The sequence below is a fragment of the Cobetia sp. BMC6 genome (assembly GCF_029991385.1).
Classification (GTDB): Bacteria; Pseudomonadota; Gammaproteobacteria; order Pseudomonadales; family Halomonadaceae; genus Cobetia.
Genome location: NZ_JAKUMF010000001.1, coordinates 912675 through 937695 on the forward strand (window position 1 = coordinate 912675; position 25021 = coordinate 937695).

Here is a 25021-nt window from a genome sequence, read left to right on the forward strand (position 1 = left end):
ATGCGGTACACTGTACCACTCAGCGGTTTTGTTAGGCAAGTAGTTAGCTTGTTAAGGAGTTGTGTCTGTGTCCACAAGAGAAGGTAGTGGCGTGCAGGTCGTGGCCAGGGTGGCGGCGATCCTCAAGAGTCTGGAAGGCAGTGAGCAGGGCATGAGCCTGGGGGAGATCGCCGCCATGAACGATCTGCCGCGCTCGACCGTCAAGCGGCTGGTCGATGCGCTGGCCCAGGAAGACCTGCTGGAAATCCACGGCCATGGCGGGATACGGCTCGGCTCTGCGCTGATGCGGCTGGCGCGCCATAGCCAGCTCGATATCATCACGCATGCCAAGTCATTTCTGGAGGCGTTGAGCGGCACCACCGAGGAAACGGTGGTGCTCTGCAGTCTGAGCGGCAACGAGCTGCTGATACTGCACTCGGTGTTGTCGCCGCTGCCGCTGCGGGTATCGCCGATGGCCGGCAACTTCCTGTCATTGCATGCGACAGCCAGCGGCAAGGTGTTGCTCTCGCATCTCGAGGATGAGCAGGTGGAGCGCCTGCTGGGGACGGATCTCATGGCCTACACGCATAACACCCTCGCGATGCCGGCACTGCTGACGCAACTGGCCGAGGTGCGTCGCACCGGCATCGGCCATGATGAGGATGAGCATATGCAGGGAGTCGGTGCGATCGCAATTGGCCTGGAGACCAGTCAGGGCCATTACTCCGTGTCCGTGGTCGGCCCCTCATGGCGCATCAGCGAGCACAGGGCGGAGATTCAGGCCGCGCTGCAGGCGACCCGTAACGAGATGCTCAAGACCTTTCGTTCACTCAAGTGAGGGCGCTCCGCCAAGGCGGCCATGTGCGGCGGCTGATCGAACGACGAGGTGGTGGAGAGGGCGAACAGGAAGGCAGGCACAGTCACGCCGCCCGACCGAATGGGCGGGCGGCGTGTTGTTACGAGGCAGCACTCAGAGACAGAGCTGAGAAACTGAATTTGGAAAGAGAGTCTTAAAAAGAGTCTAGCAAGAGAGCTCAGAGGCCAGGGCTCGCTCAGCCCTCTCTGGCCGCGATCAGCTGGTCCGCCAGGGTCATCAGCTCCGCGGCGATGAATTCCGGGGTCGGCACATTATCGGCGGGCAGCACGGCATTGTGCGGGCGCGTCAGCAGGGCGCCCTGCATGCCGGCGGCCTGGGCACCGATGGTGTCCCACACATGGCAGGCGATCATGCACATGTCGCCCAGCTCGACCTCGAGCTGCTCGGCGACATGCTGATAGGTGGCCGGCGCCGGCTTGAACTGCTTGACGCTGTCGACGCTGAAATGCTGCTCGAAGGCCTCGCTGATACCGGCCTTTTCAAGCGGCGTCGGGGAGGCGCTTGCGGGGGAATTGGTCAGCGTCACCAGGCGGAAACCGGCCTGCTTGAGGCGCTTAAGCGCCGGGGCGACATCGGGATGGGCCGGCATCTCGGCCATGCGCGACTTGAGCTCATCGATATCGTCATCCGCGAGTCTGACCTGATGGATGTCGGCGACCATCCTCAGGGCGCCCACGCCGAGCTCACCGAAGGGGGTGTAGCGTTGTGAGAGCGTTATGGTCTGCGAGTACAGCACCAGCTGTGCGAACCATTCGCGCAACACGCTTTCATCACCGAACACGCGTGCGAACAACGGCGAGAGAGTGGTGATGTCGAGTAGTGTCTCGTTGACGTCGAACACCAGTACATCGGGAAAGGTCGTGTCAGACATGGTGGCTCCTGGGGTGATAATTCAGACATGCAGTGGGCGCGAAGCGAGGTAGCAGGCACGGGTGGCGCCATGGGAGGGGCAACACCAACGGTTCAGCGCCAAGGAATCAGTGCAGGCAAGCCCACGCCGTTTTCTTCATGCTTCATGGCGCAAGACTACCCGTTGTTGAGCGATTGCTCAAATCATGGCCGCTGGCAGTGTGATGACGCCGGTCAGAGGTCTGGAATGGCACCGGTAATTTCAGCGCCAGACGGAGGTCGACATTTTCATGATCAAATGTTGTACAAACATTGAATTTACGCCATATTGCGTCGCAGAAGGGCTGAAAAAACCAAGAAAACAGCAGGGGTAAGGGACAATGAGCAATATCGCTATCTGGATGGGGCTTGGCTTGGCCGTCACCTTTGTGCTGTTGGCGACTGGCGTCTTTGACAGGTTACTGACCCGCATCGAGCAGGATGATTCGGCGCGCAAGATGAAATGATCTGCTGGCGGTGACAGCCGAAGGGATTCACGCAAGACCCCCCCCCCCCGAGGGTGGGTTTTTTCATGCCCGTTTGGCGATACAATCTGCAAACCAAGCGCGCTTGACGGTTCGAGAGTCTGAAGGCGGCTCGCCATCGGTCAGCGAATGTAGTCTTGCGTATCGCTGTGTAATCATGGAGAAGTGATTTGCTATCGGGGTGTTTGTCGCAGTCATGGTGTTTCGCGATTCGCGATGAGATCAACGTGCTGAACACGCCAGCACGTTACCACTGGTTAACGTTTCGAGAATTCCCGCCCACAAGAGTGAGTTGTACAGATATCACATCATGGATAGTGTGAGTTCAGCGGGTTTTGCAGAGTATGAGGGATGTTCACACCCGTAATGATTACCTGAATGCGTGTGATCATTGCCATGAATTCAATCAGTGTGGCTCCAAGGAATCGAATCATGGATGAGAAAGCCAACGCCGTTCTGTCCTGCCCGGTATGTAACTGCCTGAGCATGGATTACCAATATCATGAGCACTCTGATGATTACCTGGTGCACTGTGGTGAGTGTGCCGAGTTCATCGGCACCTGGTCATTGCTGCAACGTGAGCTCGCGGTGCAGAAGGCACGGATTGCCTTGCTCAGTCCGGAACTCGCCAGCCAGAGTCTTTACCGTCGTGTGCGCAGCATGCCCGTCATCCACTGAGGTTCAGATGGGTCAGCTTTCGCTGAGCTGCCCCGACAAAGATCATCGTGTGTCGCTCTCGAGGTTGCTTTCGAGATGTCTCGAGCATGTATGTCAGATACAGCAAGGCCCCGCCATGGCGGGGCCTTGCTGTATCTGACGTCTGCGCCGTGCTCAGTTCTGGTAGGCACCGGCGGCGTAGGTCATCTCATAGCTGTGGCTATAGACCTCGAGGATGTTGCCGAACGGGTCTTCCATGTAGACCATGCGGAACGGCTTCTCACCCGGGAAGTACTCGCGTACCGGCATGCGCTGCTTGCCGCCGGCGGCGACGATGCGCTCGGCCAGTCCTTCGACGTCCGGGTCCTGGACGCAGAAGTGGAAGATGCCGGTCTTCCAGTACTCGAAGTTGTTTTCCGGCGTCTCGTGGTTCGGGAATTCGAAGATCTCGACGCCGATACGGTCGCCGGTGGACAGGTGGGCGATGCGGAAGCTGCCCCAGCCCGGGCCAAAGACATCGCTGCACATCACGCCGATGGCGGAGTCATCTTCGGTGATGGTGGTCGGCTCCATCACCACGTACCAGCCCAGCACTTCGGTGTAGAACTTGACCGCGGCTTCCACATCACCGACGGACAGGCCGATGTGGGAGAAGGTGCGCGGATACGGTGTGTTCTTTTCGTTGCTCATGAGTCACCTCGATATGTGAGTCGTGAAGGAAATGGCTCGGTCACTGCCTGCGTGACGTTGGATGCCATCTTGAGCGTCATGAGCAATAATGAAAACCACGTAGTTGTTATGATAATGATAAGACTTGCTTATGGCTGTAGAGGCTCTCCGTCGCAGTCTTGCTGATGCTGCCCCCCTGATTCTTCCAACCCCCCAGGAGCTTGAATGCTGCAACCCCAATGGCTACGCACCTTTCGTACCCTGGTGAGTGTCGGCAACTTCACGCGCACTGCGGAGCGGCTCGATCTGACCCAGGCCGCCGTCAGTCAGCATGTGCGCCAGCTGGAAACCCGGCTTGGCACGCTGTTGATCCGTCATCCGCGCAAGATCGAACTGACGCCGGCCGGCCATGCTCTGCTGGATTTCGCGCGTGAGATGGAAACCGCCGAGCAGCGCCTGACCCAGCGGCTGGCGGGCAATGAAGACAGTCATGGCGATATTCGGCTGATCACGCCGGGCAGCATTGGCCTGGCGATCTATCCGCGCTTGCTGGCGCTTCAGCAGGAGTCGCCGGGCCTCAATGTCCACCATCGCTTCGCGCCGACGCGCGAGGTGGTGGAGGCCGTACTGGAGAATCGCTTCGAGTTGGGGATCGTCACGCTCAAGCCCGATGACCCGCGCCTGAGCGTGACGGAGTGGGCGCGTGAGCCCCTCGAGCTGGTGGTGCCGGCGGGAGTCGAGATCCATGACTGGGGGGATCTCGAGACACTGGGCTTCATCGATCACCCGGATGGTCAGGACATGGCCTCGCGCCTGTTGAGTCGGCGTTTCCCGGGCAATCCGGGCATCAGCTCATTGCCGCGCAGTGGTTCCACCAACCAGATCAGCCTGATTCTGGAGCCGGTCGCCCGCGGGCTGGGCTTCAGCGTCGTACCGCGCCATGCCCGTGAGGCCTTTACTGATCATCAGGCCATCCGGGTGGTGCCACCGCCTGAGGGCAGCACGGAGGTGGTCGATACCCTGTGGCTGCTTACGCGAGCGGAATGGCCGCTCTCGGCGCGCGCCAGACGGGTATTGGAGTATCTGAAGGCGTCGCTTTAGCGCGCCGAGGCATCAGTGCTCAGGCCTCGATGCTCAGGCATCGGCGCTAAGACAGCTACGCTCAGGTATCGGCGCACTGATCAGCTTGTGGAGCAGTTCATGAAACAGTTCATGGAGCAGCTCACGGCTGGCTCAGCGCATAGACCTGTGCCGTCAGGGTGCTGCCATCTTCCAGCGTGATCGTGGCCGGCTGGCGGAGGTATTCGCTGCCTTCGAAATCATCCAGCGCCTGCCAGTGATCGGCCAGGTTGTCGGAGGAGAAGACGTGACCGCGGATGGTGTCGCCCGCCTCATCCAGTCTCAGCCCCGGAAAGCCCATCTCAGCCCCCCAGCCAGCTGCCTCCAGCCGGCCCTTGAGGGTGCCGGGTGTCCAGCTGCCGCCAATGTCGAGCATGACATGTTCGTTGGGGCCGCCCGGCCCGAGGGTGCCGTAGATGAAAAGATGCTGCATGGGAGTCTCTGTCGTTCGTCGGGGGAGAAGTCTGTCTCGGCGGCGCGCGTCGGACGTATCGAGGGCTTGCGGCCGCTCACGGCTGCCTTGTGGTAGGTCCCGGAATCTCGAGGCCGGAGAATTCGCGTGTCAGCCAGCGGGTGATGGGTTGGATCACGGCACTGTTGGGATGGCGGACACTCATGCGATAGCCGTGGCGGTCCCGCGAGATATGCGGCGTCAGGGCGATCAGCGAGCCGTTGTCGAGCAGATCCTGGATGACGTGGCTCCAGCCCAGCGCGACGCCCTGATGATTGACGGCAGCATTGAGCGTCAGCGGGAAGTTGTTGTAGGGGAAGGCCTTGTCGAGGCGCGGCACCGGCAGCCCCGCGTGGCGGCACCAGGTAGCCCAGTCCAGCCAGCGGGTATCGCGCATGTCCAGATGCAGCAGGGTGATGCGCGCCAGCGCCTCGGCGTCCAGCCCCTTCTCGAGCCCATGACGTCGGGCGTAGTCCGGGGAGCAGACCGGGAAGGCGCGTTCCGCGACCACCAGCGTATCGCGATGATCGCCCGTCAACGGCGGGCCGAAGCGGATCGCGATGTCGGCCTGCTGCATCTGCGGGTCTTCATCGCGATCGATCGGCAGCAGCGTGAAGTGGCAGTCGGGAAAGTCCTGCTCCAGCCGCTCCAGACGCGGGCGCAGCCAGACATGCGCGAAACCGGCGCCCGCGGCGATGGTGATACGCGGGGTCGGCTTGTGCACCTTGCGACGTGCTTCCGTGACGGCGCTGCATACCTTACCAAGCCCGCCTGCCAGTTCGGCGTGGAAGGTCTCGCCGTAGTGGTTGAGGATCAGTCGGCCGCCCTGGCGATCGAACAGCGGATGGCCCAGGTGCTCCTCCAGCGCGCGGATGCGCTGGGAGATGGTGGGCTGGGTGGTATCGAGCTCACTGGCGGCGGCCGTCATCGACCCCAGGCGGACCGTCACGTCAAAGGCGACCAGCCCGCGCAGGGAGGGCAGGTCATCCAGAGGGCTTGCGCTTTCCAGCGGCGCTGGGGTGCTTGTCTTTCGGGCCGGCACGAGAGTCCTCACTGTGATGCGCTGTCGCGGCGCTCCTTCCGTACTGTCCTGCCTGGCTGATGGCTCGGGCGATTGCCTGGATGAGGCATGAGAAGGCATCAGCCAGCAACTACCGGATACGAACAGGAGCGCCGCCCTGTATAGGCGGCACTTATACGCGACGTAGCGAATGACATCAACGCTCACCCCAGTGGATCAAGCCGTGAGGTCGCACCTGACTCTGATCAAGGTCGCGCCCGATCCTGAACGATGATATGGCTGGCCCTGTTGACGTGCCGTCGATATCAGTCGGTGTCGCGCTCGGCAATCCGCACATGCCAGGCGGCAATGCTCTCTTCGGGATACTCGGCATGATGAGCATCACGTGCTTCGTGCGCGACTTCCACCCAGTTGGCCTTGCTGTCGAGCATGATGTGGACATGCTCCGGCGGTACGGGCAGCGGGGTGTCGATCGCCCCGGCCTGAGGATGAATCAGCTCCGGCCAGCGGGCATCGTAAAGCCACAGCGCGCTCCCGCAGCGCTTGCAGAAGTGTCGTTCCGCCGGACTTTCGACCCCGTCGGTCACCGCGTGATAGATGGAGAGATTGTCCCGGCCTTCTACCTTCAGGGTGTTGGCATCGCCCGCCAGATTGATCGCGTAGCCACCGCTGCCCGCCGTCTTGCGACAGATCGAGCAATAGCAGCGCTGATACGGATAGGGGTGCGGCGATTCGAGCTGGAATGTGACGGCCTTGCAGTGGCAGGAACCTTCAAGCTGCATGAGGAATCTCCCTTGTGATGCATGAATGAGGACGCTGGCGTTGACTGGCCATGCATCGCCGAAGGGCAATGTTACGCCATCCGGGCGCAAGGCGGCGGGCAGTCATGCGCCGCCATCCAGCACATGCTACAGCCATCAGCCATCAGCAATCAGCAATCGCTTTCCGTGTCGCGCCGTGAGTCTCACTGGGGCAGTGCGTAGACATGGGCCTCGAGTTCACGATTGTCATCGAGAATGACGGTAGTAACGGTGCGCTGATAGATGGGGCCTTCGAAGTCATCGAGGGCATCCCAATGCTCGGGCAATTGCGCCGAGGAGAATACGTGGCCACGTATCACCTGGCCCGTGTTGTCGACGACCAGCCCCGGGAAGTTGTGCTCATCGCCGTGATCGGTGTTTTCCAGTCGGCCGCGTAGGTAGGCCGAGCGCCATTCGCCATCGATGTTGGCGATGACATGCTCATTGAGGCCGCCGGGGCCCAGTGGACCGTAGATGAAGAGATGTTCCATGCGTCTGCCTGTCGGGTTGGGGAGGGGGAAGATCCGCGAGGGAAAGACGGCCGTATCGGCGCCGCCTTCATTGACGCTGACGTTAGTCAGTGATGATGAAGGCTGAGTGGCGAGGTTCAACCCCTTGTTGACGTGGCGCACTCAACGCAACGCCCACAAACCAGATTGCCCCCACTGGGCGAGCCAGTGAGGGCAATGGTCAAGCGAGGTAGCGCAGGAGCAGAGAGAGTCAGACGCGTCTCACGCACCTGCCTTCACATGCTCAGACGCGGCTGTCGAAACCGCCGGCCGGCTCTTCGCCGATCACGTCCGGGTCGAAGGGCTTGCGCGCGAAGACGCGACGCAGTGCCGGCTCGAAGTGCTCCAGTGGCGGGGTCGGGTAGTCGGGATCGAAGGCTGCCTGATCATAACGCTCGCAGAAATCCACGCACTTCTGATACCAGGGGTGGTCCTTGTAGATCTCGCGCTCGTTGCGGTCCTCGCCGTAGAAGTGGCCGTAGTAGAACTTCTGGAACAGGCCGTGGTGATGGATGATCCAGGCCACTTCGGCACGCACGTACGGGCGGATGATGGCGGCGGCCAGCTGCGAGTGATTGTAGGGCGCCAGCTCATCGCCGAGATCATGCAGCAGGGCGGCGACGACCAGGTCGTCATCGGCACCATCGGCTTCGGCGCGCGCCGCCGACTGCAGGGAATGCTCCAGACGGCTGACCTTGTAGCCGCTCAGGCCATCATCGAGCTTGCGCAGGGCAAGCTTGAGGCGCTCCACCAGCCCTTCATTGAACTGATCTTCAAGACGCTCGAGCAATGCATAATCTTCTGCGGTGCCGTCCTTCATCTGGGTGAATGAAACCTGATCCATTACGCCATTTCCTCACGGTTTTCTTGTTGTGCCTGCTGCTGACGCTGACGCATCAGGGTCGTGGCGAAGCGCTCACGCGGGCCATCGCTATCCATGTAGCAGCCCTGCAGGTGGCGGTGCCCCTCATTGGTGTCGAACGCCGTACGGCCATGCAGCACGCGGGTATTGTCGAACATCATCAGCTCTCCAGATTCGAGTTGGAAGCGAATCTCGTTGGCCGGGTCCTGGAACAGCTGCCCCAGACGCTGGCGGGCCTGATGGTAGCGGCGAGTGTCTTCCAGCGACATGTGCGGCAGATGATCGAGGCGCGGGCTGTAGTTGACGCCGATGGGCTCACCATCGGAGTTCTCGCGAATCACGCAGCGACGCGTGGTCAGCTCGGTGCCGGCATCCAGGAAGCGGAAGCCGACCGGCGTGGTGCGCAGCAGTTCATAACCTTCCGGCATCTCGGCCTTGAGCTGCTTGAGTGCATTGAGGCTGTCGACCAGCGTGGACAGGCCGCCGGTGGTCTCGTTGACCAGGCAGTGCAGCATCTGGATGCCCGGCACCGGATCACGGTACGGGTTGTCGGTGTGCGGCCCGAGCGCCACGCTACGGTAGGCCAGGTCATTGCCCGTCGGACGCGAGTACACCTCGAAGTAGCTGCCGAAGTTGGTGTCCTTGACGTAGCCGAAGTGACCGGCCACTTCCAGAATGCGCTCCGGGTCGGTCGGCACGTTCTGCACGATGAGGTAACCAAAGCGCAGATAGGCCTTCAATGCCTTCTGGAAGTCCTCATTGTTGCCCATCTTCTCCCAGTCGACGCGCTGCGCCTGCTGATCGAGGCTCGCATCCCAGCTCTCGGGCTTGGGGAACGGCGTGATGCCCTGCAGTTCATGCGCCAGCATGGTGAGGTCATACACCTCGCAATGCCCGTCACTGAAGGTGAATTCCACGTGCGTCTCATTGACCGGACGCGCCGCGGTCAGCTCGAGGTTGACGTCGATGGCATGCGAATCGAACAGGCGCTGGGTGGTCACCTCATCGAGCTGCTCCGGGTCCTGGGTGCGCTCGCGCAGCCATAGCGGGCTGACCGGCTCCAGGCCTTCGGCGGTGATCAGGTTCAGTGACAGCGGCGACTCGCTCAGGGTCAGCGGCAGCGCGTCGGACAGGGCATTAATCAGGGGCATGCAGGCATCTCTCCATTAGCACGGTTGTATATCATGGCCATTATGGGAGCGAGGCATGGGACCTAAGTAGGGGGTGAGTGTTATCGAAGGGTATGCATTTTTCTTATGGGGGTGGAGTCAGAGAACCTGGCTCGTGATGCGTCCTGGTGAATTGATACAAGGATTCAGTGATGCTCACTTCGAGCCGTTGTAGGGGACAGTCAACTGACTTGCCTGTTTCCTGCAGTGCGCTGGAGTGGAGGTGAACCCCGAAAGTTGTTCGTTTCGGTGCGTAGTTTCCGAGATTACTGGCACTGATTTCGGGTCATGCAAATAGTCCCCCTTATTTTATGTGCTTAATTAAATCAATCACTTGCTATAGGGCAATAGGTGCGAAATCGCACTTTGTTGTCATATGGTAAGCCATTCTAGGGTTCGGCGTTCCTTGTCATTCAGCAAAATATGCCGATTTTCTAATAGCGAACAACAGGTTATGAAGACAGTATGACCGGGAGGCCAAGCCCATTGGGCTGGCCGGAAATTTCCGCGTTCGGGGGGCTGGCGAAAGAGGTTGGAGTAGAGAGATTTGGTAAGCAGTGTAATGCATCAAGGCACGACAGGGGAAATAAAATCGCCATGATTGCATTGTTTATTGTTGCGTCATATTTGGTTTATTGTGTGTGACATGTATAAAACAATCATCATTTTTATTGTTTTCCATGATCCGGCATGATTTGCTACGGTGATCCTCTCTAAGCTGGTGGGCGTCATGTTACTAGAGTTTCTGGAGCAGGCTCGCAATGAATCCATGGCACGTCGTGAGCTGACCGTTCAGTCTCACGCGCTGCTGGTCGTGCGGACGCTGGATTCGATCTATAGCGCCCTACAGCGCAAGTTGTTTGACGGAGTCGACTTTGACGCCCTCGCGGCCATCATGCACCTCTTCGACGCCATGCTTTACTACGCCGACCGTGAGCACCAACCGGGCATGACTCGCAAAGAAGCGGAGTGGTGCTTGGCGGAGCACCTGCAGGAGGCGTACCCGGGACAAGAAACCTCGAGCTACACGCAGGTAGCCGGCAAGGTTTTCGCGGCGATCAAGGACCCTTTCCGCCTCCGGTACTACGATTTCACCGAACGAGCGCATTCCGATGAGCAGGTCGTTCGCCTGATCCGCCACGACCAAGTGCTTGGCTCCGATGATATTCTCTGGTCTCTGACCGATGAGGGGATGCTGTTTTACACCCTCCGTCTGGACGAAACGCCGATAGAGCGAGCTGCGATTCTCGCTTGGCGAACGCTCAAAACCATCCGTCGAGGCGAGATTGATAAAGCGGTACAGCAGATCCAGTCAACCCAGCGGCAGTTGGAGCAATACCTGATTGGGATGCGAATGAAAGTACGCGCCGCCCAGTCGGGTGATTTGAGCACATCCTATGCGCACGATATCCGTCCCGTACTCAGCGACTCCTTTGATAAGACTCAGGAAGTGCTGGGGCATATTCAGAACACCCTGTCGACCATTACCGAAATGCTGGCTGATGGACACTCGGAATTGCACCCCGACAAGCTACACAAGCTACGCAAGGCGCAAGAGATTTTTGCCGAGGTCAGCACCTTCACACTGAGCTATCAAGATTGCTTGCACGATGTGAACAAGGATTTTGAGCGGGCTCGCCTGAAGCTAATCATTCCCAGAGACAACACCCTGTTTCGGGAGACGCTGGAACAAGGTGCACTCAAGCCCTTGCTAGCCCATGCCCCAGCGACCGCCGAACAGAGAATGGATGAGCTGGTCACGCACCTGTTGGCTCCCCGAAACCAAGATGACGGCCTGCACACCCTGCTCGACCTCGAGGCAGTGCTTAACCTGTATCTCGATCAGTTCGAGCAAGAGCTTCCACGCGAGATTCACGACCCCACCGAGCAGCCCGTTGCCATTGAAGCCACACTGCGCGGTATTCCCGACTCGGTAGTTAAGCACTGCAGCGACTGGGTTAGCGCCCGTTTGAAGGATCGGGGGCGCGTCAGTTTTGCTGATGTGTTTGACGCCTACGCGAACGGCGAGTTGTCCGAGCTGGAGCAACAGGTCTGCTTGCTCCACATCGGCAGTTTAGCGGCCAACAGCGATCCTACCATCGAGGTGGATGTGGACGACGCCCCTATCGAAACAGCGCTCTGGCGGGCTGACAATATCAGCCTACTGACAGTCGCCCCCGCACTGCCCTTTGAGGAGTAGTCATGTACGAGATGGATCAACAGGCCAAACTCTATGCCGAGATCGCCACACAGGCGATCATGGGTTCATTGGGGTACAAGATGGGGGAGGAGCCAATTCAGCGAGCACTGGAGCTTCAGGGAGACGTTCTGTTCGCTGAAATTATCCGTGGCGTCGCGGCCGGTATGAAATTGCGTTACCTCGGCATCCACGAGACATACGGAGTATTGCTGACTGCAGATGGTCGTGGCCCTTTTGCCCCCACCCTGGGCTGGCTGAATAAACGCCTGCTACCTGAAACCACAGCAGAGCAAATGAGCAAAGAGCGCAAAGAGCAGCGTCTCTTCGCGGGATTAACACTGATCGCGTTGCTGGCCGATATGTTTCCCAACCCCGATGCGGTTCGGGTCGAGTCCGGTCAAACCAGCGGTACCAATGCTACCTCAGTAGTAACCAAGCTCAACTACGTTGCCGACCAAGTGATCGCGCAACGCAAAGCTGAGGGGGACGATGTGGTGGACGGCATGCTCCTGGCTGCCCAGTTTGTGCAGGAAGAACGTATCCCCCGCATCCACGACGAGAAGGTGGGGCGTGTCTCCAGCATTCGCTCGCAAACGGAAATGGCCATGCGATGGATACAGCTGCTGCAGGAGGAAGGCTTCTTGGCCGAGGACAGCAGCCTGTCGGGTGAATCCGACTGGTACCCGACTGAGAAGCTTAAGCACTACCTCCGCCATACAGGCATCGAAGAGACGGTGCGCCTTGTGATGGATATCGATCCCGCAACAGGGGAGCAGCCGTCCGACCTTGCCGACAGCGATGCGACGGCGTCAGTTGACAACCCGGAACCTGCAGTGAACAGGGGGCAGCCCGCCCCCGTCGAAACCGCTGAAACTCAACACTCGCTGGGGGTCTAGTCATGTGGCTGATTAAACGGGTCTATATGGATGGTGCGGGCCACGAAGAGGCCTTCTACAAACACCTCACGCTGGACTACATTGGTCTGGCTCAAGCGGCGGATCAGCCTGTTGTCGAGGGACACCGCGCCACCGCCAAGAACACGAAGGTCGTGAACAGCACCTATCAGCAACTGGTGAACGGGGGCGGCAAGTCCACTTACATCGCACTGCTGTTGTCCATCTTTGAGCCGTCCGTCAATGACTTCACCCAGTACCTGGCCAATCGTCGCCAGAGTGAATACCACTATCGCAATTACTTCCATCAGGAACTGTCTGTCATCCTGGTGGAGATGGTCAATGAAACCGGCCAAACCCTGCTGCTGGGACACGCCCACCAGCGCCGTGGAGATGATGTAGAACGCGTTCTGTTTATCTGCGATGCGCCCGACACCCTGCTGGACGCTCCGTTTGAAGAAGTGCCCTCCTACTCACGTGCCGAGCGCAATCCCGAGCTGCGTCCCTACGCCAACACCCTGAACAGCTTTGAAGGCTGGCTCAATCTCAAGACGGGTGGCAGCGGCGGTGTACACTGGCGAAAAACCCGAGTGATCAAAGAATGGCGCGCGTTTTTGCTGGAGCAGCGGATCAATATTGATCTCATCAAAACAATGGTCACCTTCAACTCAGAAGAGGGTGGGCTGACCAAGTTCATTGACTATAAAACCGAGCAGGATTTTCTCGGCGCGTTCTTCGCATGCACCATGTCCAAGGACACCACGGAGCAGTTGCGTGATCTGGTGGCCCACGAGGTCGAGCGCCAGGGTGAGCTGGAAGCGATTCGCCGTAACGAGTCCTTCCTGGGGGATGTGCTCGCTAACTGGAAGGCGTTTCTTGAGCCGGCCCGGCTGCTGGAAAGCGCCCAGACGCAGCAACGGCAGATGGATGATGGCTTCCGCGAGGCAATGCGTGATCTCACGGCCTTTATTGAGGATACTCAGACAGAGCAAGCACGGCTCGATGACCAAGCGGAAAGCCTTCGGAAAGAGATTGTCCAAACAACGTCTCACCGCGACATGCAGGGCAGGCGCCAGGCCCTGCTTGAGCACGATCTCGCTCTGCATCAACTCAACGAACAGCAGGCCAAAGTCGCCGCACTTCAAGACGAGGACGACACCTGTCAGCGTCAGCTGCAGATCACACGCACTGCCATTGACTACAAAGCCTATGCGAAGGCTCAAGATGCGTACCACCAAGCGGACGACGACCTGAAGGTTTTCCAAAGCGAAACAGAAAAGCCGCTGCAGGTAATCTTCGAGCGCACCGCTGGCGAAGCGCTGGGTGTGCTGGAGTGGGTGATTAGCGGTCATCGCCAGCAGGAGGCCGAGATCACGGAAGCGTTGACACAGCTCAACAAGGAAAGCGAAGCCCTCAGGCAGTCCTGTGGCAAGCTGCAGAAAAATCTGGGCAGCCTGGAGTCGGAGAGCAAACAGTGCCGGCTGGACAAGCACAAGGGCGAATCACGAAGGGATGCGCTGTGCGACGAGGGGCTGATCCAGACAGGGGAACCCCCTGCGGCCGCCCAGCATCGACTGGGGTCGGTTTTGCGTGAATCAGAGCAGGCCGAGGCTCAGGCCAAGATCTCTTGTGGTAAGGCAGAGCAGGCACTGGAAGTGCATCAGCAGGTGGTGGGAAAAGCCTCGGTTGCACAAAGCCAAGCACAGCAGGCGTTCACTCACGCAGAGCAAAAGCACCAGGCTGCGGTAGACAGCGCACGGGCTTTGGCCGAGGGCTATCAGGCGCAACCTGCGCCGACTCAGCACGTCCTTGGTCTTGAGGATACCAACTGGCACAGCGCGCAGTGCGGATCGCAGATCGGTGAGGTGCTGGAGACCAACACCCAAACGCTCAATGGGATGAAACAGCGATTGTTGCAAGCCCAGCACGAGTTGAATGAGTTAAAGCTCACGGGCCACGAGCTGGTCACCAAGCAGATCAACCAGGCGCTTGAGGCGCTCTATGCGGCGGGCATTCCTCGGGATAAGCTCTGGGCCTTCCCTCACTACCTGGCCTCTGCCTTCAACGATGATGCGCCGCGTATCGCTGCGGTGATCGATCAAAACCCGGGCCGCTATCTGAGTCTAGTCGCACTGGATGAGGCGACACTCTCTCAAGTCTGCGCGGTCAGTGAGACGCTGACCTGGAAAGGGGGGCCCGTCGCCGTTCATCGCCTGGATGAAGCGCGAGATCTCAGGGGTATGGCACCCGAGTCAGCACAGGTCGTTCTCTCAAACCCAGACAAGCACGGCTACAGCCAGGCCGCCTACGAAGCGCGGCTACTGGAGCTGGAAAGCGACGTGGCGTCACAAAAAGCCTGCGTAGAAACTGCGGAACGCGCCCTGAAGACATTGGAGTCCTTCAAGAGCGAATGGTGCCTACACCACAACCAGCACGGCAGACACTGGTTGAGCCTGATCGAACAGCGTGATCACGCACGCTCAGCACTGGCAAAAGCCAATGCCGCGCTCGAGCAGGCACGCCAACGCGAACAGGACCTACGTGGCGAAAAAGCACAGGCTCAAGCGCGACTCGAAAGCGCCCAACAGCAGCGCAATCAAGCGGAAAAGAAGCATGAAACGCTGACTCATTTTGTTGACACGGAATGGGCGGCGCGCGAAGCAGCGATCCTTAAGCTGGATCAGCTGACAGGGCAGATTCGGCGGAGCGAGGAAACTCTCGCGCGCCAGACCGAGGAGCTGACACAGCAAAGCCAGACAGCGGAGACCAAGCGCGCCGAGCGAACCGGCATCAATATACAGATCAGCCAGTGGATAAGCATGCGCAACGAGCCGTTCTATATGGGGATTACGGCGACCGAGGGTGCCGACGATCGGAGCCCGCAAGATGCCCATGAGGCGGCCTCTCAGGCGCACAAGAAATTGCTTGAGGCTGCCCAGGGTGATCAGGTCACGGAACTCAAGCAACAGCGGAAAGAGGCTGAGCAGGCGCAACGCGACGCCTTTGATCAGCTATCGACACATACCGTCTACGAGACGCATCCGGATGCGGTCAAAACAGCAGCCATCAGTGATCTGGCGCTGATTAACGACCGCATCGCGCAGCTCGAGACGCAGCACCGGCAATGCGCGCAGCGTCAGATTACGGCGCAGGCCACTCTGCAAAATCTGACCGAGAAATGCGAGGAGGCGCGCGAGGCGTTGGGCAAAGATTTTGTGTGGGAGGAGAAGCCCACCGAGATCGAAGCTATTCGGGCGTCTCTGGTCGAAATCGTCGATAATCTCCATGAAACCAAGCACCAGCTTAGACGCCTGCAGGAGCAACGGACGCTCCAGGCGAAAAAGATCGAGGATGTGAAGGAGCGGCTACAGAGCGCCAAAACAGCGCAGGCGATGATCCAGCCCATCACGCCGACCTCGGCGGCGGGTTTGCCCGCCAAGATCCTGAACATCGCTGAGTATGCCAATTCACTGCATATCCAATGCCGAACGTACGCACAGCTGAAAGAAACGCTGCAGCAGCAAGATGTGCGTGTAGCCACGGTCTGGAGTCACTTCCGCAAACGGATCGAAGCAGAGTCGACCAAGGACCCGGACGGTCGTGCCAGCCAAGAATACTTGCGACAGCTGGATTCAATCGCAACCTACCACGAGGTGCTGGGCGATCTGGACCGGGTCGGTACGGGGATCACGCAGGTGTTTGAGGCTGTTCAGGACAGCCTGGAGCAGTTCCAGCGTTCGATTGATCTGACCGTTACCCACCTGACCGCTCATCTGGAAGGGGCGATTAAGCTGCTCAAACGTGCCAAGTCGGTCAGAATCCCGGACGACTGCCCCGTACTGCCCGGTCGGCCTATTTTGAAGCTGACGGACCGATTGAACGATATCACCGCCGACCTCAGGGGCTTTGCCAGCGCCCGCTTGCAACACTGGATCGCCAAGGGCCAGGTGCCCCGCGCACCAAACCGTGATGCCCTGACGGCCGATCTGGTTCAGTCGGTGTTCGGCGAAGGTTCGCTCGAGGTGCGGCTGCTCAAGACGAACGCCAGTCGTCCACAGTGGACCCATATCACCCGGCTGGAGGGATCAGGAGGCCAGCGACTCACATCAGCCTTCCTGCTGTTTGTGACGGTCGGCAAGGTACGAGAGTACGATACGGGGATTTCGAGCGCGGGCTTCTTGCTGGCCGACAATCCGCTGGGCAAATCGAATGCCGATGATCTGATGCGGATTCAGACACAGATGGCCAAGGCCTACAACATCCAGCTCATCTACTTGACCGGCATTTCTGATGAGAATGCCCAGTCGATGTTTGATAACCACCTCTTCCTGAACAAGGTGCAGAAGCTGAAGCGGCGTGATCTGGTGACCGTTGATAACGACCGCCACGCGTTGTGGGCCGCCTCCCTGGCAGCCAAGCCGCAACCCATAGCCACGTCATAGAAGGAGGAGCGTTATGAACGGTGTGACGCTGTGGCTATCCCGAATGGAGTCGACCGCCAACAAACACCGTCTTGCAGCAGGCAAGGCAGCGCGCACGGCGAAGGCCAAGGCGGTACTTGATGAGGTGTTGAGCACGCATCGGCAGGAGGCCTTGAATCATGACGCTCCCGACCTGCTGGCTCAAGCGATCGTGCAAATGCTCGAGGGAGACTGGCGAGCCCAACCCAAGCGCGAAGCAAGCTGGCAGCCGTACTGGCGAGGACTGCGCCTTCCCAACGTTTTTATTTACGAAGGTGCAGTAGCCTCCGAGACGACGGTGCCAGAAATCGCCTGGCATCCTTGGTTGGCGGAGCGTGTTACAGGGCTGCTCTCGCCGCAGGTCAAGGAGCGTTTACAGCAGCTCAATGCTTACCTGTTTCGTCAAGCCGAGTGCGGCAAGCCGCTTTTTCCGGGCACGCTCGGGCGCCGTGAGCGGGCGCTGTTGATCTTTGGTGATGAAAAAGCACTAGACTCCATGCCGCTCGGTGGCTGGAAGCATGTAGCGCTGACCTTGGCCGACCTAGGTGCCATTCGGCGAGCACCGCCGCTACCGTATGAACCATCCAGTCGCAGAGATCTTCCGGCCATCATCGTTGAAAATTCCGATGTGTATTACCGCCTATGCCAAATTAATCGTGAACAAAGACATTGGTCACTGGTGATTTATGGCGCGGGTAACAAGGTGTCAGGTCAAGCAGAGTGCGTGTCACAACTTCTTGAGGCCGAACAGGTAAAGCAACTGCTTTATTTTGGTGACCTGGATGTGGCGGGCTTAAAAATTGCCCATCAACTGCGCTGTAAGCTGCTCGATGACTACGGTATTAGTCTGAAACTGGATGAGTGGCTCTATGAGGAGCTGATCCTAAATCGCCTGGTGACACCTGAAGGAAGCGCCAACAACGAGCGGTTTGATTTTGAGTCTCTGTGCGACTGGATGCCACGCTTTGTCGTACGAGAAATGAAGACGCTAATGGCAGCCCACCAGAGACTGCCTCAAGAAGGTGTGACCTACCGTTGAGGCTGTCAAGAGTAAGCGTTCGGGAATCACCACTTCTAGTGGCATAGTGAATCTGGAACTCCTCAACGTTTCATGTGGAGTGGACTTCATCCAACATGTCTCCTATGGGGCTACCGATCTGGTAAATCATCGCAATGAAATTGCTTTCGTTTCGGTAGCCGCAAGCCCAAGATATAACAGCTTGAAAGAGATCATTCATATTTGCCAGACATGCGTTGGTTAGATCCTGGTCGGCATGTCTTCTTCAGTTTGTTTGAGGGCCCATACCCTGGATTATTTCTGGTCACTGATTCTGCACTTGGTGTCGAAGAGCCTTTCCTTAGTTGCTTTATTTCATAATTAAGGTTATCTACATCATCATTGAATTTTTTAATATTGTCATAGAGTTCTCGAACATCTTTCGTAGTGTATTTGTTCTTTTCACTATTGCCTTCAAAAATAGTACAGGCTTTATTAAGCAATTCTGATTTGCATTTGTAGACGAACTCATAACTAACGTTATACATAGAAGATATTTCTTCTATAGAATATTTTTCTAACGCTAATAAAGCAATGTCTGCTTTAAATGCGGCGCTATATTTTTCATATTCGTTTCTCATGATCTTTTGCATCTGTTTAATTTAATGCCTATTTTTGTAGGATTCCATTGTCTTGATTCTAACAGTTATTTCTTTGACAAAACTATCTATGTTTTTTTTGGCAATGTAGCTGTTAGTGATTTTGTTAAGAGGCTGTCTGGTATGTAATGATTTTTTTATTGATTTACTAAATTTAATGTTGTTTTTGAATGAGTAGTAACCGCGCTCTGTCAATGATTGTGCTAATGTTTGTATATCATCACCTTGAGATTTCTGATAACCTACGAAAACTGTACCAAGGGATGTTGCAGACTTTTCGTATTGAGAATTTATGTCTTTTATAAGCTCTTCAGTGTCAATTGCACCCTGTATAGAAAATATATCCTGAGTGGCAGGAATCAGAACATAGTCTGCCATTATAATTGCTGCTTTATATTTGTTCTTTGGTCCGGCCTTAGTGTCGATTAGAATATATTTATAGTCGCCTTTTTCTGCTAGCTCACGTATTCTTTTGTAGCCTAAAGTAACGTCATGAGGCTGATTATTGTTAGTAATAATACTTGCATTCGGTGATCCTGATATTAAGTCAATGCTCGAGTCGTATGTTTTTATTGTCGGTAGCCTATCATTTTTTTCTAAAAGTGTTTCTGTGGCATTATCTTTCGCTAAATCAGTCCACATTTCTTCAAAGCTATCGTATTTTTCTAAGAATAGAAAACTCAAACAGCAAAGCTCATCAAGATCAACGCACAATACACGTTGAGGATCACGCCCGTTACCATCAACATATGGAAGTTCTGAAAGCCTTTGAGCCATCAGCCAACAAATCGGTGTTTTCCCTACTCCACCTTTTCCATTTGCTATCGCGATTATATGTGTCATTTTAACTCCCTAGTTGTCGGGTTTCGTCTGATTGACTACAGCTTGCGAAAACAGCTACGGTAGTTCGACCTGCCACTCCTTCACTACTGCAACAGGTGTCCTGTGGTGTAGTGATTTCTGGTGAATGTGGTTGAAGCGCTTCACCATTTAATTCGTTTGGGCCTTGCCCGGCTTGGCCAATCGATATTCTATTCCATGGCTCTGACATTCCTGACCGAATAGGTGATGCCCACGGGGCTAAGGCCGGTGCTTGGGCTTTTCGTTCTCTTCCGCGTCTTGACGCGTCAGCTGGGCAAGAGTCGGTACATCACGTCGTTTGAGCATATGCTGGAGCGCGGAACGTGACAGATTGGGATTCAGGAATTCACGAGAAACGACAAGTAGATCATCGAGTCCCAGCCGTAGTAGTTCTCGAGCGGCGATGACTATCTCTTCCTGTTCTGAGGTCAGAGTCGGCAGTAGGTTATGACGTGTGTGGGGAGGATTAAGGACATCATCACGCTGACGCCAGCGCTGGATAGATGAGACGCTGACCCCAAACTGACGAGCATGATATTTACTGGACATGCCGGCAGGAGCTACTTGGGTATCGGCAAGAATTTCTGGTGTCGTCGTCGCTTGTTTATGCAGCTTGATATCCATAAAGCCTTTCCTGAATAAATTACCTGATGAGCTCTCGTAAGGCCAGAAAAGGATAACCTTGTTGCGAAACCCGATCATCCTGCCTCTGCAGATAGAGAACTTTTAGCACAGCTTTTTTGAGTAAACAAATGGCTTTAAGAGGTGTGATCAGAAAAAAAATAGAGTTTAGAGAGTTTTGTAACGTTAGTTGAATCTTCAAAAAAGTGCACAAAATCAATGCATTTTTGAGAAATAGTTGATTTTCTATTTTCTTTAAGTATGTTTGTTGTTATGAGATAAATTCCGTTGATAGTAGTTTTTACTTCTGTATTGCCTTGAGTTTTCTTTAGGACTATGGGGAAACAGTTGTATTTTTTGCCTTGTTCTTGTTTAAGAAAGTAAGACCTTTTTCGCCAAATGTTTCTATATATCTGAATTTAATGGGTTTTTTATTTTTCACGTAGTGTAATTATTTGGATCTGTTTTTAGTATCTTCTAATTTAATCTTTTCTTTTTCTTTTGTATGCTGTTTTTTTTGGGCCATATGATTTTATATTTCTCGCTTTAGACCAAAATGTTTAAGCTATTTTGTTATATGATATTTAAATGATATTGTAGTATTTTTAATACTTTGGTATATGATCCCTCAAGCATCACTATACAGGGCATCAGAAAGAAGCGTTCAGCGACGAAGTCCGATTTGTAAAGAATTGTTTCCTGAGAAGGTTTGCATTTTTTCGTATCAGGCGGTGGACATGGTCTAGGTCATTGCGAGGCCCGCCTTTACCGATCCAAACTCGAGCACTCTTAAATTTTTGGATGAGGCGTGACAGGCATGGAGTCTGTCAGCAGTGCGGAGAGGGGATTGAGCTTAAATCTCAGGTGTTTGGCATCGAAGACGGTATGGCGAGTTTGGCGTTCGCCCTGGACGAGTAGATCCAGAGGCACCGTGAAGTGGTCCAATTGGAGCTGACACCTCGATAAGCCTCATAATGGAGGCGATGGAGGTGTTCATGACCAAGAAGATTCGACGTCGGTATTCCGATGAATTCGAGGCAGATGCGGTGAGCCTGGTGAGCGATCAGGGATATACCGTATCCGAGGCAGCCCGGCGCCTGGGAGTTGACCGTAGCCTGTTGGACCGTTGGTGCCGCAAGCAACGTCAACAGACTTCAGGCGCCTCGAGCCAACACGCGGATAATCGCGACGACGAGATCAAGATGCTCCGCGAAGAGGTTCGTAAGCTTCAGATTGAAAAGGATATTTTAAAAAAGGCGGCGGCCTTCTTCGCCAAAGAATCGAGCTGAGATATCAGTTCATCGAATCGGAGAAGGCCGCCTATCCAGTGGCCTTGCTGTGTCGGGTCATGCAGGTCAGCCGGAGTGGTTTCTATGACTGGCGACGGCGTGGCCCAGATGATCATCGTCAGGTCCTTCACCGTGAGGTCAGAGAGATCCACCGCCGGAAGCGAGGCAGCTACGGCAGCCGCCGCATCGCCAAAGAGCTGCAACGCGGTGGCTACGAGGTTGGCCGTTACCAGGCCCGGAGCCTGATGCGGGAAGCCGGCGTAGAAGCAAAGCAGCGGCGCCGCTGGCGTCATACGACCGACAGTGAGCACAGCCTTCCGGTGGCGCCCAACCTGCTCAACCGTCAGTTTTTGGTGTCGGCACCGAACCGGGCCTGGGTGGCCGATATCACGGCGATCTGGACGTTGGAAGGGTGGCTCTACTTGGCGGCAGTGCTCGATCTCCACGACGGGCAACTTGTTGGTTGGGCGATGGCAGACCACATGCGCACACAGTTGGTTCTGGACGCCTTGGAGATGGCCGTAGGGCGCCGGCAACCCAAGAGCAGATTGATCCACCACAGCGACCGCGGCAGCCAATACGCGTCACATGACTACCGATCCACGCTGGATCGGCACGGGTTCCAGACCTCCATGAGCCGCAAGGGAAACTGCTGGGACAATGCTGTTATGGAGCGGTTCTTCGGCTCACTGAAAAGCGAGTGGCTGGCTGACCAGCGATATGGAACCCGCCAAGCAGCACGGCGAGATGTGATCGAATATATCGAGATGGAGTACAACAGCTGCCGACTCCACTCGACCTTAGGCTACCGAACGCCGAGGGATATTGAACTGGCTGCTGCGGCTTAAAAATGTGTCCGCTCTCACTTGACCAGAACACTGACACTGAGGGGCGGGCGCTACAGTCGACGATCTGGAGTGAAATCTACCTCTTCGGCACTCTGGGCCAGCGCCAGAAAAGCGGGGTGCTCTGGATTAACGAGGTAGTTCGTTTCTCGGGGCGCGACCACACTCGGAACCGCCAGAACTAGGCTCGATTGTCCCTCAAGCCAGTCGTCACCGATCTCGGCTGTGGAGGGTGGCGCCGGCTCAGCTCGCCAATCTGCTGGCAGAACGTCCTCCGGGAGCTGCATTAGTACCTCCTCCCTGAATGCCACCTCCAGGAGCGAATACTCCTTCAGCAGTTGATTGTCTTCCAGGTGAACCATCACCTCGAGCATGGCCAATGACTCTGTGCTCGCGAGGTACACACAGGCCTTACCTTTGCTGTTCCAGCGCCCGCCGTACAGCCGAGCCCCTTCCCCATCAAAGGCTGTCTTTAGCCACTTCCGCTTAACGAGCCGATAACCGCGCACCACAGTCATGCAAAGACGCCATGCTCAAGCCGGCCGATCAGATCTAGAACGGCTTCGGCGCCAGCAGTGGTAGCCACCATCTCGACCGGTCGACGGCCCCCCAGCCCACGCACGGGGCTGAGCAACCATTCCTTCGCCTTCGCCTTGTCGCCTTCGAACAGGTCCACCGCGCTCTTGTACACCTCAGCGAAACGGTAAAGCCGATCGCCCTCGGCAGGTTTGAAGTAGCCAGTATCGGCACGACGCTTCAGGGTTGCCGGAGGAATGACCACATACCGTGCCAGCTCCTTGCTCTCAAGCCCGGAGGCCTCGGTGAGCTTGGTATAGACTTTGTACGAGATGCCGGCACTTAGTGCTTCATGCAGTTTGGCTCCACGCGAGGGGAGACCCAGAGCCCTCCAGAAGTCGTCCTTCCGAGCGGCTGGTTTTGGGCGATACTCTTTGATAGCGGCCTGCATAGCTCTCTCCCGTGACTTCATCTGATACCTCTTCAGGGTATCAGATGATTCATTTGACAGCATCTCGTATCGTTTGTCGGCTTTCTGAGGTAGTACTGGCCATAGGCCAAAACCTGAACAGGCATCAGACAGAAGAACACGAACGCCGCCACCAGCCTCGCCGACGCGATATCGACAAGGGTGCCCGAGCGGATATCAATCTTGTTGTTGGTCATCACCCTGTCGTTGCTTCCTGAAGTTTGACGCTATCAATCACAGGCTAGCGGGTTTATGGAGAAGGGGTTGGGCGAGGTTGGGTGTTTATGATTTACTCGCTCCTAGAATGCCCGCGCGCTTCACGATCTCGGGCACAAAGGCCTCCTGACGATGCGCCATGATATGCACGCCGCTCACGCCTTCGATCTCACGTAATTGCTGGATCAATTCGATGCAGATATCCCGGCCCTCCGCTTTCTGATCCCTAGCTCCCTTCAAGCGCTTGAGTACGTCATCCGGGATATGCACGCCGGGAACATGGCGACGCATCCACTCGGCGGTGCGTGCCGAGGCCAACGGGCCGACGCCGGGCAGGATGAAGCATTTCTCCACCAGGCCTAGATCACGGGCACGATGCATAAAATCCTGAAAGCGCGGCAGATCGAAGCAGTACTGTGTCTGAATGAACTGGGCGCCGGCAGCAATCTTCTTGGCCAGACGGTGGGGGCGAAACGCGAAGGGCGGGACGAAGGGGTTGGCGGCGGCGCCCAGAAATACCTGGGGCGCTGAGGTCAGTGTCCGGCCGCTGGCAAAGGCGTGCTTGTCACGCAATCCGGCGACGATCTCGAGCAGCGACAGGGAGTCGAGATCGAACACCGGCTTGGCCTCGGGGTGATCCCCGACCTGTACACCATCTCCGGTCAGACACAGCAGGTTGCGGATGCCCAGCGCCGCGGCCCCCAGTACATCGCCCTGGATGGCGATGCGGTTTCTGTCGCGACACGAGATCTGCATCACCGTCTCATGGCCTTCACGGGCCAGCAGGGCACACATCGCTACGCTCGACATATGACAGTTGGCTCCCGAGCCATCGGTGGCGTTCATGGCATCCACATGGCCGGCAAACAGTTGCGCGCGCGCATGCACCTCCTGTGGATCGGCCGAGTCGGGCGGCGCCAGCTCGGCGGTGACGGCAAACTGGCCGCTTCTGAGCACTCGCTCCAGGTGACCGACGTTGCCAGCGTCCTCGGCAGGCGGCAGCTGGGAACTGTTCGGGATAGTGAGTCTGGAAGTCATTTCAGGCTCTCTCGACGCTCAGCGGCTTGCCGAGCCACGCGCAGCCAGGATGAGGTGCCCTGCAGGCGGTGGTCCACCGGCAACTGCACGATCTGGATCGCGTCGCTGTCCTTCATCCGCTGGCTGCCTTCCCAGGCTTCCACCCAGACGCAGCGCATGTCCGGTTCGACTTCACAGTTGCCATTCTGCATGACACCGCCGCAGGGGCCGTTGCGCAGGTGCTTGGGGCAGTTAATGGAGCAGGACATGCCGGTCGAACTCAGGATGCACTGGCCACACATCTGGCAATCAAACAGCAAGCCCTTGCAGGCTTGCTCCAGCCTGGCGACGGGCTTCTCGGCGCGTGCGTAACCGACGGACTTCCACAGCGGCTGCAGCTTGATGATCACCGGCTCGACGGCCTGATAGGTGAGCTCCAGCAGTCGCGCGTGACGTGCGGCCCACAGACGAATCGAATACACGCATGCCTCC

The 25021-nt window shown here is 56.9% G+C and carries 23 protein-coding genes and 2 pseudogenes; 9 read left to right on the forward strand and 16 right to left on the reverse strand.

Annotated features, from left to right (window positions below; all coding sequences use genetic code 11):
• Positions 1-67: 67 nt before the first annotated feature.
• The gene (locus MKZ40_RS03915; protein WP_217485853.1) at positions 68-817 is read left to right on the forward strand and encodes an IclR family transcriptional regulator; all 750 of its coding nucleotides are present in this window, start codon (positions 68-70) and stop codon (positions 815-817) included.
• Between the two features lie 214 nt (positions 818-1031).
• Here the strand turns inward: MKZ40_RS03915 and MKZ40_RS03920 are convergent, their stop codons facing one another.
• Positions 1032-1727, reverse strand: a complete 696-nt coding sequence (locus MKZ40_RS03920) for a haloacid dehalogenase type II (protein ID WP_175089521.1) — start codon at positions 1725-1727, stop codon at positions 1032-1034.
• A gap of 358 nt (positions 1728-2085) precedes the next feature.
• On the opposite strand from MKZ40_RS03920, the gene MKZ40_RS03925 reads away from it, so the two are divergent.
• Together MKZ40_RS03925 and MKZ40_RS03930 are read left to right on the forward strand one after the other, a co-directional pair.
• Positions 2086-2211: a hypothetical protein gene (locus MKZ40_RS03925; RefSeq protein WP_267895301.1), complete on the forward strand. Its 126-nt coding sequence runs from the start codon at positions 2086-2088 to the stop codon at positions 2209-2211.
• A 450-nt stretch (positions 2212-2661) separates the two neighbouring features.
• Positions 2662-2907 carry a hypothetical protein gene (locus MKZ40_RS03930; RefSeq protein WP_175089522.1) on the forward strand — a complete coding sequence of 82 codons (246 nt, stop codon included), beginning with the start codon at positions 2662-2664 and terminating at the stop codon, positions 2905-2907.
• A 153-nt stretch (positions 2908-3060) separates the two neighbouring features.
• On the opposite strand, the gene MKZ40_RS03935 is transcribed toward MKZ40_RS03930, so the two are convergent.
• Positions 3061-3576, reverse strand: coding sequence for a lactoylglutathione lyase family protein (locus tag MKZ40_RS03935; protein WP_043333918.1), 516 nt, complete (start codon positions 3574-3576; stop codon positions 3061-3063).
• Positions 3577-3780: 204 nt separating this feature from the next.
• On the opposite strand from MKZ40_RS03935, the gene MKZ40_RS03940 reads away from it, so the two are divergent.
• On the forward strand, positions 3781-4656 hold the full coding sequence (locus tag MKZ40_RS03940) for a LysR family transcriptional regulator (protein WP_175089523.1): 876 nt from the start codon (positions 3781-3783) through the stop codon (positions 4654-4656).
• Positions 4657-4777: 121 nt separating this feature from the next.
• Here MKZ40_RS03940 and MKZ40_RS03945 read toward each other — a convergent pair whose 3' ends face one another.
• The 6 genes from MKZ40_RS03945 to MKZ40_RS03970 form a co-directional block, all read right to left on the reverse strand.
• On the reverse strand, positions 4778-5107 hold the full coding sequence (locus MKZ40_RS03945) for a gamma-glutamylcyclotransferase family protein (RefSeq protein WP_153636169.1): 330 nt from the start codon (positions 5105-5107) through the stop codon (positions 4778-4780).
• Positions 5108-5183: 76 nt separating this feature from the next.
• On the reverse strand, positions 5184-6167 hold the full coding sequence (locus tag MKZ40_RS03950; protein WP_175089524.1) for a LysR substrate-binding domain-containing protein: 984 nt from the start codon (positions 6165-6167) through the stop codon (positions 5184-5186).
• A 284-nt stretch (positions 6168-6451) separates the two neighbouring features.
• A complete protein-coding gene (locus MKZ40_RS03955; RefSeq protein WP_175089525.1) occupies positions 6452-6928 on the reverse strand; it encodes a GFA family protein in 477 nt (158 codons plus the stop codon).
• A gap of 182 nt (positions 6929-7110) precedes the next feature.
• Positions 7111-7437, reverse strand: coding sequence for a gamma-glutamylcyclotransferase family protein (locus MKZ40_RS03960; protein ID WP_175089526.1), 327 nt, complete (start codon positions 7435-7437; stop codon positions 7111-7113).
• Between the two features lie 262 nt (positions 7438-7699).
• Positions 7700-8299: an HD domain-containing protein gene (locus tag MKZ40_RS03965; RefSeq protein ID WP_175089527.1), complete on the reverse strand. Its 600-nt coding sequence runs from the start codon at positions 8297-8299 to the stop codon at positions 7700-7702.
• A complete protein-coding gene (locus MKZ40_RS03970) occupies positions 8299-9468 on the reverse strand; it encodes a TauD/TfdA family dioxygenase (RefSeq protein ID WP_175089528.1) in 1170 nt (389 codons plus the stop codon). The genes MKZ40_RS03965 and MKZ40_RS03970 overlap by 1 nt, the downstream gene beginning before the upstream one ends.
• 721 nt (positions 9469-10189) lie before the next feature.
• Between MKZ40_RS03970 and MKZ40_RS03975 the strand changes: the two genes are divergently transcribed.
• From MKZ40_RS03975 to MKZ40_RS03990, 4 genes are read left to right on the forward strand one after another with little or no spacing between them, the layout of a single operon-like run.
• On the forward strand, positions 10190-11686 hold the full coding sequence (locus MKZ40_RS03975; protein ID WP_282627787.1) for a hypothetical protein: 1497 nt from the start codon (positions 10190-10192) through the stop codon (positions 11684-11686).
• A gap of 2 nt (positions 11687-11688) precedes the next feature.
• Entirely contained in the window at positions 11689-12582 is an 894-nt protein-coding gene (locus tag MKZ40_RS03980; RefSeq protein WP_175089530.1) for a hypothetical protein, read from the forward strand.
• Between the two features lie 2 nt (positions 12583-12584).
• Positions 12585-17021: a hypothetical protein gene (locus MKZ40_RS03985; protein ID WP_175089531.1), complete on the forward strand. Its 4437-nt coding sequence runs from the start codon at positions 12585-12587 to the stop codon at positions 17019-17021.
• Between the two features lie 13 nt (positions 17022-17034).
• A complete protein-coding gene (locus MKZ40_RS03990) occupies positions 17035-18078 on the forward strand; it encodes a Wadjet anti-phage system protein JetD domain-containing protein (protein WP_175089532.1) in 1044 nt (347 codons plus the stop codon).
• 191 nt (positions 18079-18269) lie between these two features.
• Here MKZ40_RS03990 and MKZ40_RS03995 read toward each other — a convergent pair whose 3' ends face one another.
• The 3 genes and pseudogenes from MKZ40_RS03995 to MKZ40_RS04005 form a co-directional block, all read right to left on the reverse strand.
• On the reverse strand, positions 18270-18677 hold the full coding sequence (locus tag MKZ40_RS03995; RefSeq protein WP_175089533.1) for a helix-turn-helix domain-containing protein: 408 nt from the start codon (positions 18675-18677) through the stop codon (positions 18270-18272).
• Between the two features lie 21 nt (positions 18678-18698).
• Positions 18699-19538, reverse strand: a complete 840-nt coding sequence (locus MKZ40_RS04000; RefSeq protein ID WP_175089534.1) for a ParA family protein — start codon at positions 19536-19538, stop codon at positions 18699-18701.
• A gap of 54 nt (positions 19539-19592) precedes the next feature.
• Positions 19593-20180: pseudogene (locus MKZ40_RS04005) on the reverse strand (hypothetical protein).
• Positions 20181-21172: 992 nt separating this feature from the next.
• Between MKZ40_RS04005 and MKZ40_RS04010 the strand changes: the two are divergent.
• Positions 21173-22314 (forward strand): annotated as a pseudogene (locus MKZ40_RS04010) (IS3 family transposase).
• Positions 22315-22364: 50 nt separating this feature from the next.
• Here MKZ40_RS04010 and MKZ40_RS04015 read toward each other — a convergent pair.
• The 5 genes from MKZ40_RS04015 to MKZ40_RS04035 form a co-directional block, all read right to left on the reverse strand.
• Positions 22365-22829: an RES family NAD+ phosphorylase gene (locus tag MKZ40_RS04015; RefSeq protein ID WP_217485854.1), complete on the reverse strand. Its 465-nt coding sequence runs from the start codon at positions 22827-22829 to the stop codon at positions 22365-22367.
• Complete coding sequence (locus tag MKZ40_RS04020; RefSeq protein ID WP_024952500.1) at positions 22826-23278, reverse strand: antitoxin Xre/MbcA/ParS toxin-binding domain-containing protein; 453 nt, start codon at positions 23276-23278, stop codon at positions 22826-22828. The genes MKZ40_RS04015 and MKZ40_RS04020 overlap by 4 nt, the downstream gene beginning before the upstream one ends.
• Before the next feature lie 32 nt (positions 23279-23310).
• Entirely contained in the window at positions 23311-23493 is a 183-nt protein-coding gene (locus MKZ40_RS04025) for a hypothetical protein (RefSeq protein ID WP_175089535.1), read from the reverse strand.
• A gap of 85 nt (positions 23494-23578) precedes the next feature.
• Positions 23579-24550: a methylenetetrahydrofolate reductase gene (locus tag MKZ40_RS04030; RefSeq protein ID WP_175089536.1), complete on the reverse strand. Its 972-nt coding sequence runs from the start codon at positions 24548-24550 to the stop codon at positions 23579-23581.
• The gene (locus MKZ40_RS04035; RefSeq protein ID WP_175089537.1) at positions 24547-25011 is read right to left on the reverse strand and encodes a methylenetetrahydrofolate reductase C-terminal domain-containing protein; all 465 of its coding nucleotides are present in this window, start codon (positions 25009-25011) and stop codon (positions 24547-24549) included. Before MKZ40_RS04035 ends, MKZ40_RS04030 begins: the two co-directional genes overlap by 4 nt.
• Positions 25012-25021: the final 10 nt, after the last annotated feature.

Coding starts and splice junctions, on each gene's coding strand:
- MKZ40_RS03970 (WP_175089528.1), bottom strand. CDS start 9,468: ATGCCCCTGATTAATGCCCTGTCCGACGCGCTGCCGCTGACCCTGAGC.
- MKZ40_RS03945 (WP_153636169.1), bottom strand. CDS start 5,107: ATGCAGCATCTTTTCATCTACGGCACCCTCGGGCCGGGCGGCCCCAAC.
- MKZ40_RS04000 (WP_175089534.1), bottom strand. CDS start 19,538: ATGACACATATAATCGCGATAGCAAATGGAAAAGGTGGAGTAGGGAAA.
- MKZ40_RS04025 (WP_175089535.1), bottom strand. CDS start 23,493: ATGACCAACAACAAGATTGATATCCGCTCGGGCACCCTTGTCGATATC.
- MKZ40_RS04030 (WP_175089536.1), bottom strand. CDS start 24,550: ATGACTTCCAGACTCACTATCCCGAACAGTTCCCAGCTGCCGCCTGCC.
- MKZ40_RS04015 (WP_217485854.1), bottom strand. CDS start 22,829: ATGACTGTGGTGCGCGGTTATCGGCTCGTTAAGCGGAAGTGGCTAAAG.
- MKZ40_RS03925 (WP_267895301.1), top strand. CDS start 2,086: ATGAGCAATATCGCTATCTGGATGGGGCTTGGCTTGGCCGTCACCTTT.
- MKZ40_RS04020 (WP_024952500.1), bottom strand. CDS start 23,278: ATGCAGGCCGCTATCAAAGAGTATCGCCCAAAACCAGCCGCTCGGAAG.
- MKZ40_RS03960 (WP_175089526.1), bottom strand. CDS start 7,437: ATGGAACATCTCTTCATCTACGGTCCACTGGGCCCCGGCGGCCTCAAT.
- MKZ40_RS03985 (WP_175089531.1), top strand. CDS start 12,585: ATGTGGCTGATTAAACGGGTCTATATGGATGGTGCGGGCCACGAAGAG.
- MKZ40_RS03965 (WP_175089527.1), bottom strand. CDS start 8,299: ATGGATCAGGTTTCATTCACCCAGATGAAGGACGGCACCGCAGAAGAT.
- MKZ40_RS03990 (WP_175089532.1), top strand. CDS start 17,035: ATGAACGGTGTGACGCTGTGGCTATCCCGAATGGAGTCGACCGCCAAC.
- MKZ40_RS03955 (WP_175089525.1), bottom strand. CDS start 6,928: ATGCAGCTTGAAGGTTCCTGCCACTGCAAGGCCGTCACATTCCAGCTC.
- MKZ40_RS03995 (WP_175089533.1), bottom strand. CDS start 18,677: ATGAGAAACGAATATGAAAAATATAGCGCCGCATTTAAAGCAGACATT.
- MKZ40_RS03940 (WP_175089523.1), top strand. CDS start 3,781: ATGCTGCAACCCCAATGGCTACGCACCTTTCGTACCCTGGTGAGTGTC.
- MKZ40_RS03920 (WP_175089521.1), bottom strand. CDS start 1,727: ATGTCTGACACGACCTTTCCCGATGTACTGGTGTTCGACGTCAACGAG.
- MKZ40_RS03930 (WP_175089522.1), top strand. CDS start 2,662: ATGGATGAGAAAGCCAACGCCGTTCTGTCCTGCCCGGTATGTAACTGC.
- MKZ40_RS03980 (WP_175089530.1), top strand. CDS start 11,689: ATGTACGAGATGGATCAACAGGCCAAACTCTATGCCGAGATCGCCACA.
- MKZ40_RS03935 (WP_043333918.1), bottom strand. CDS start 3,576: ATGAGCAACGAAAAGAACACACCGTATCCGCGCACCTTCTCCCACATC.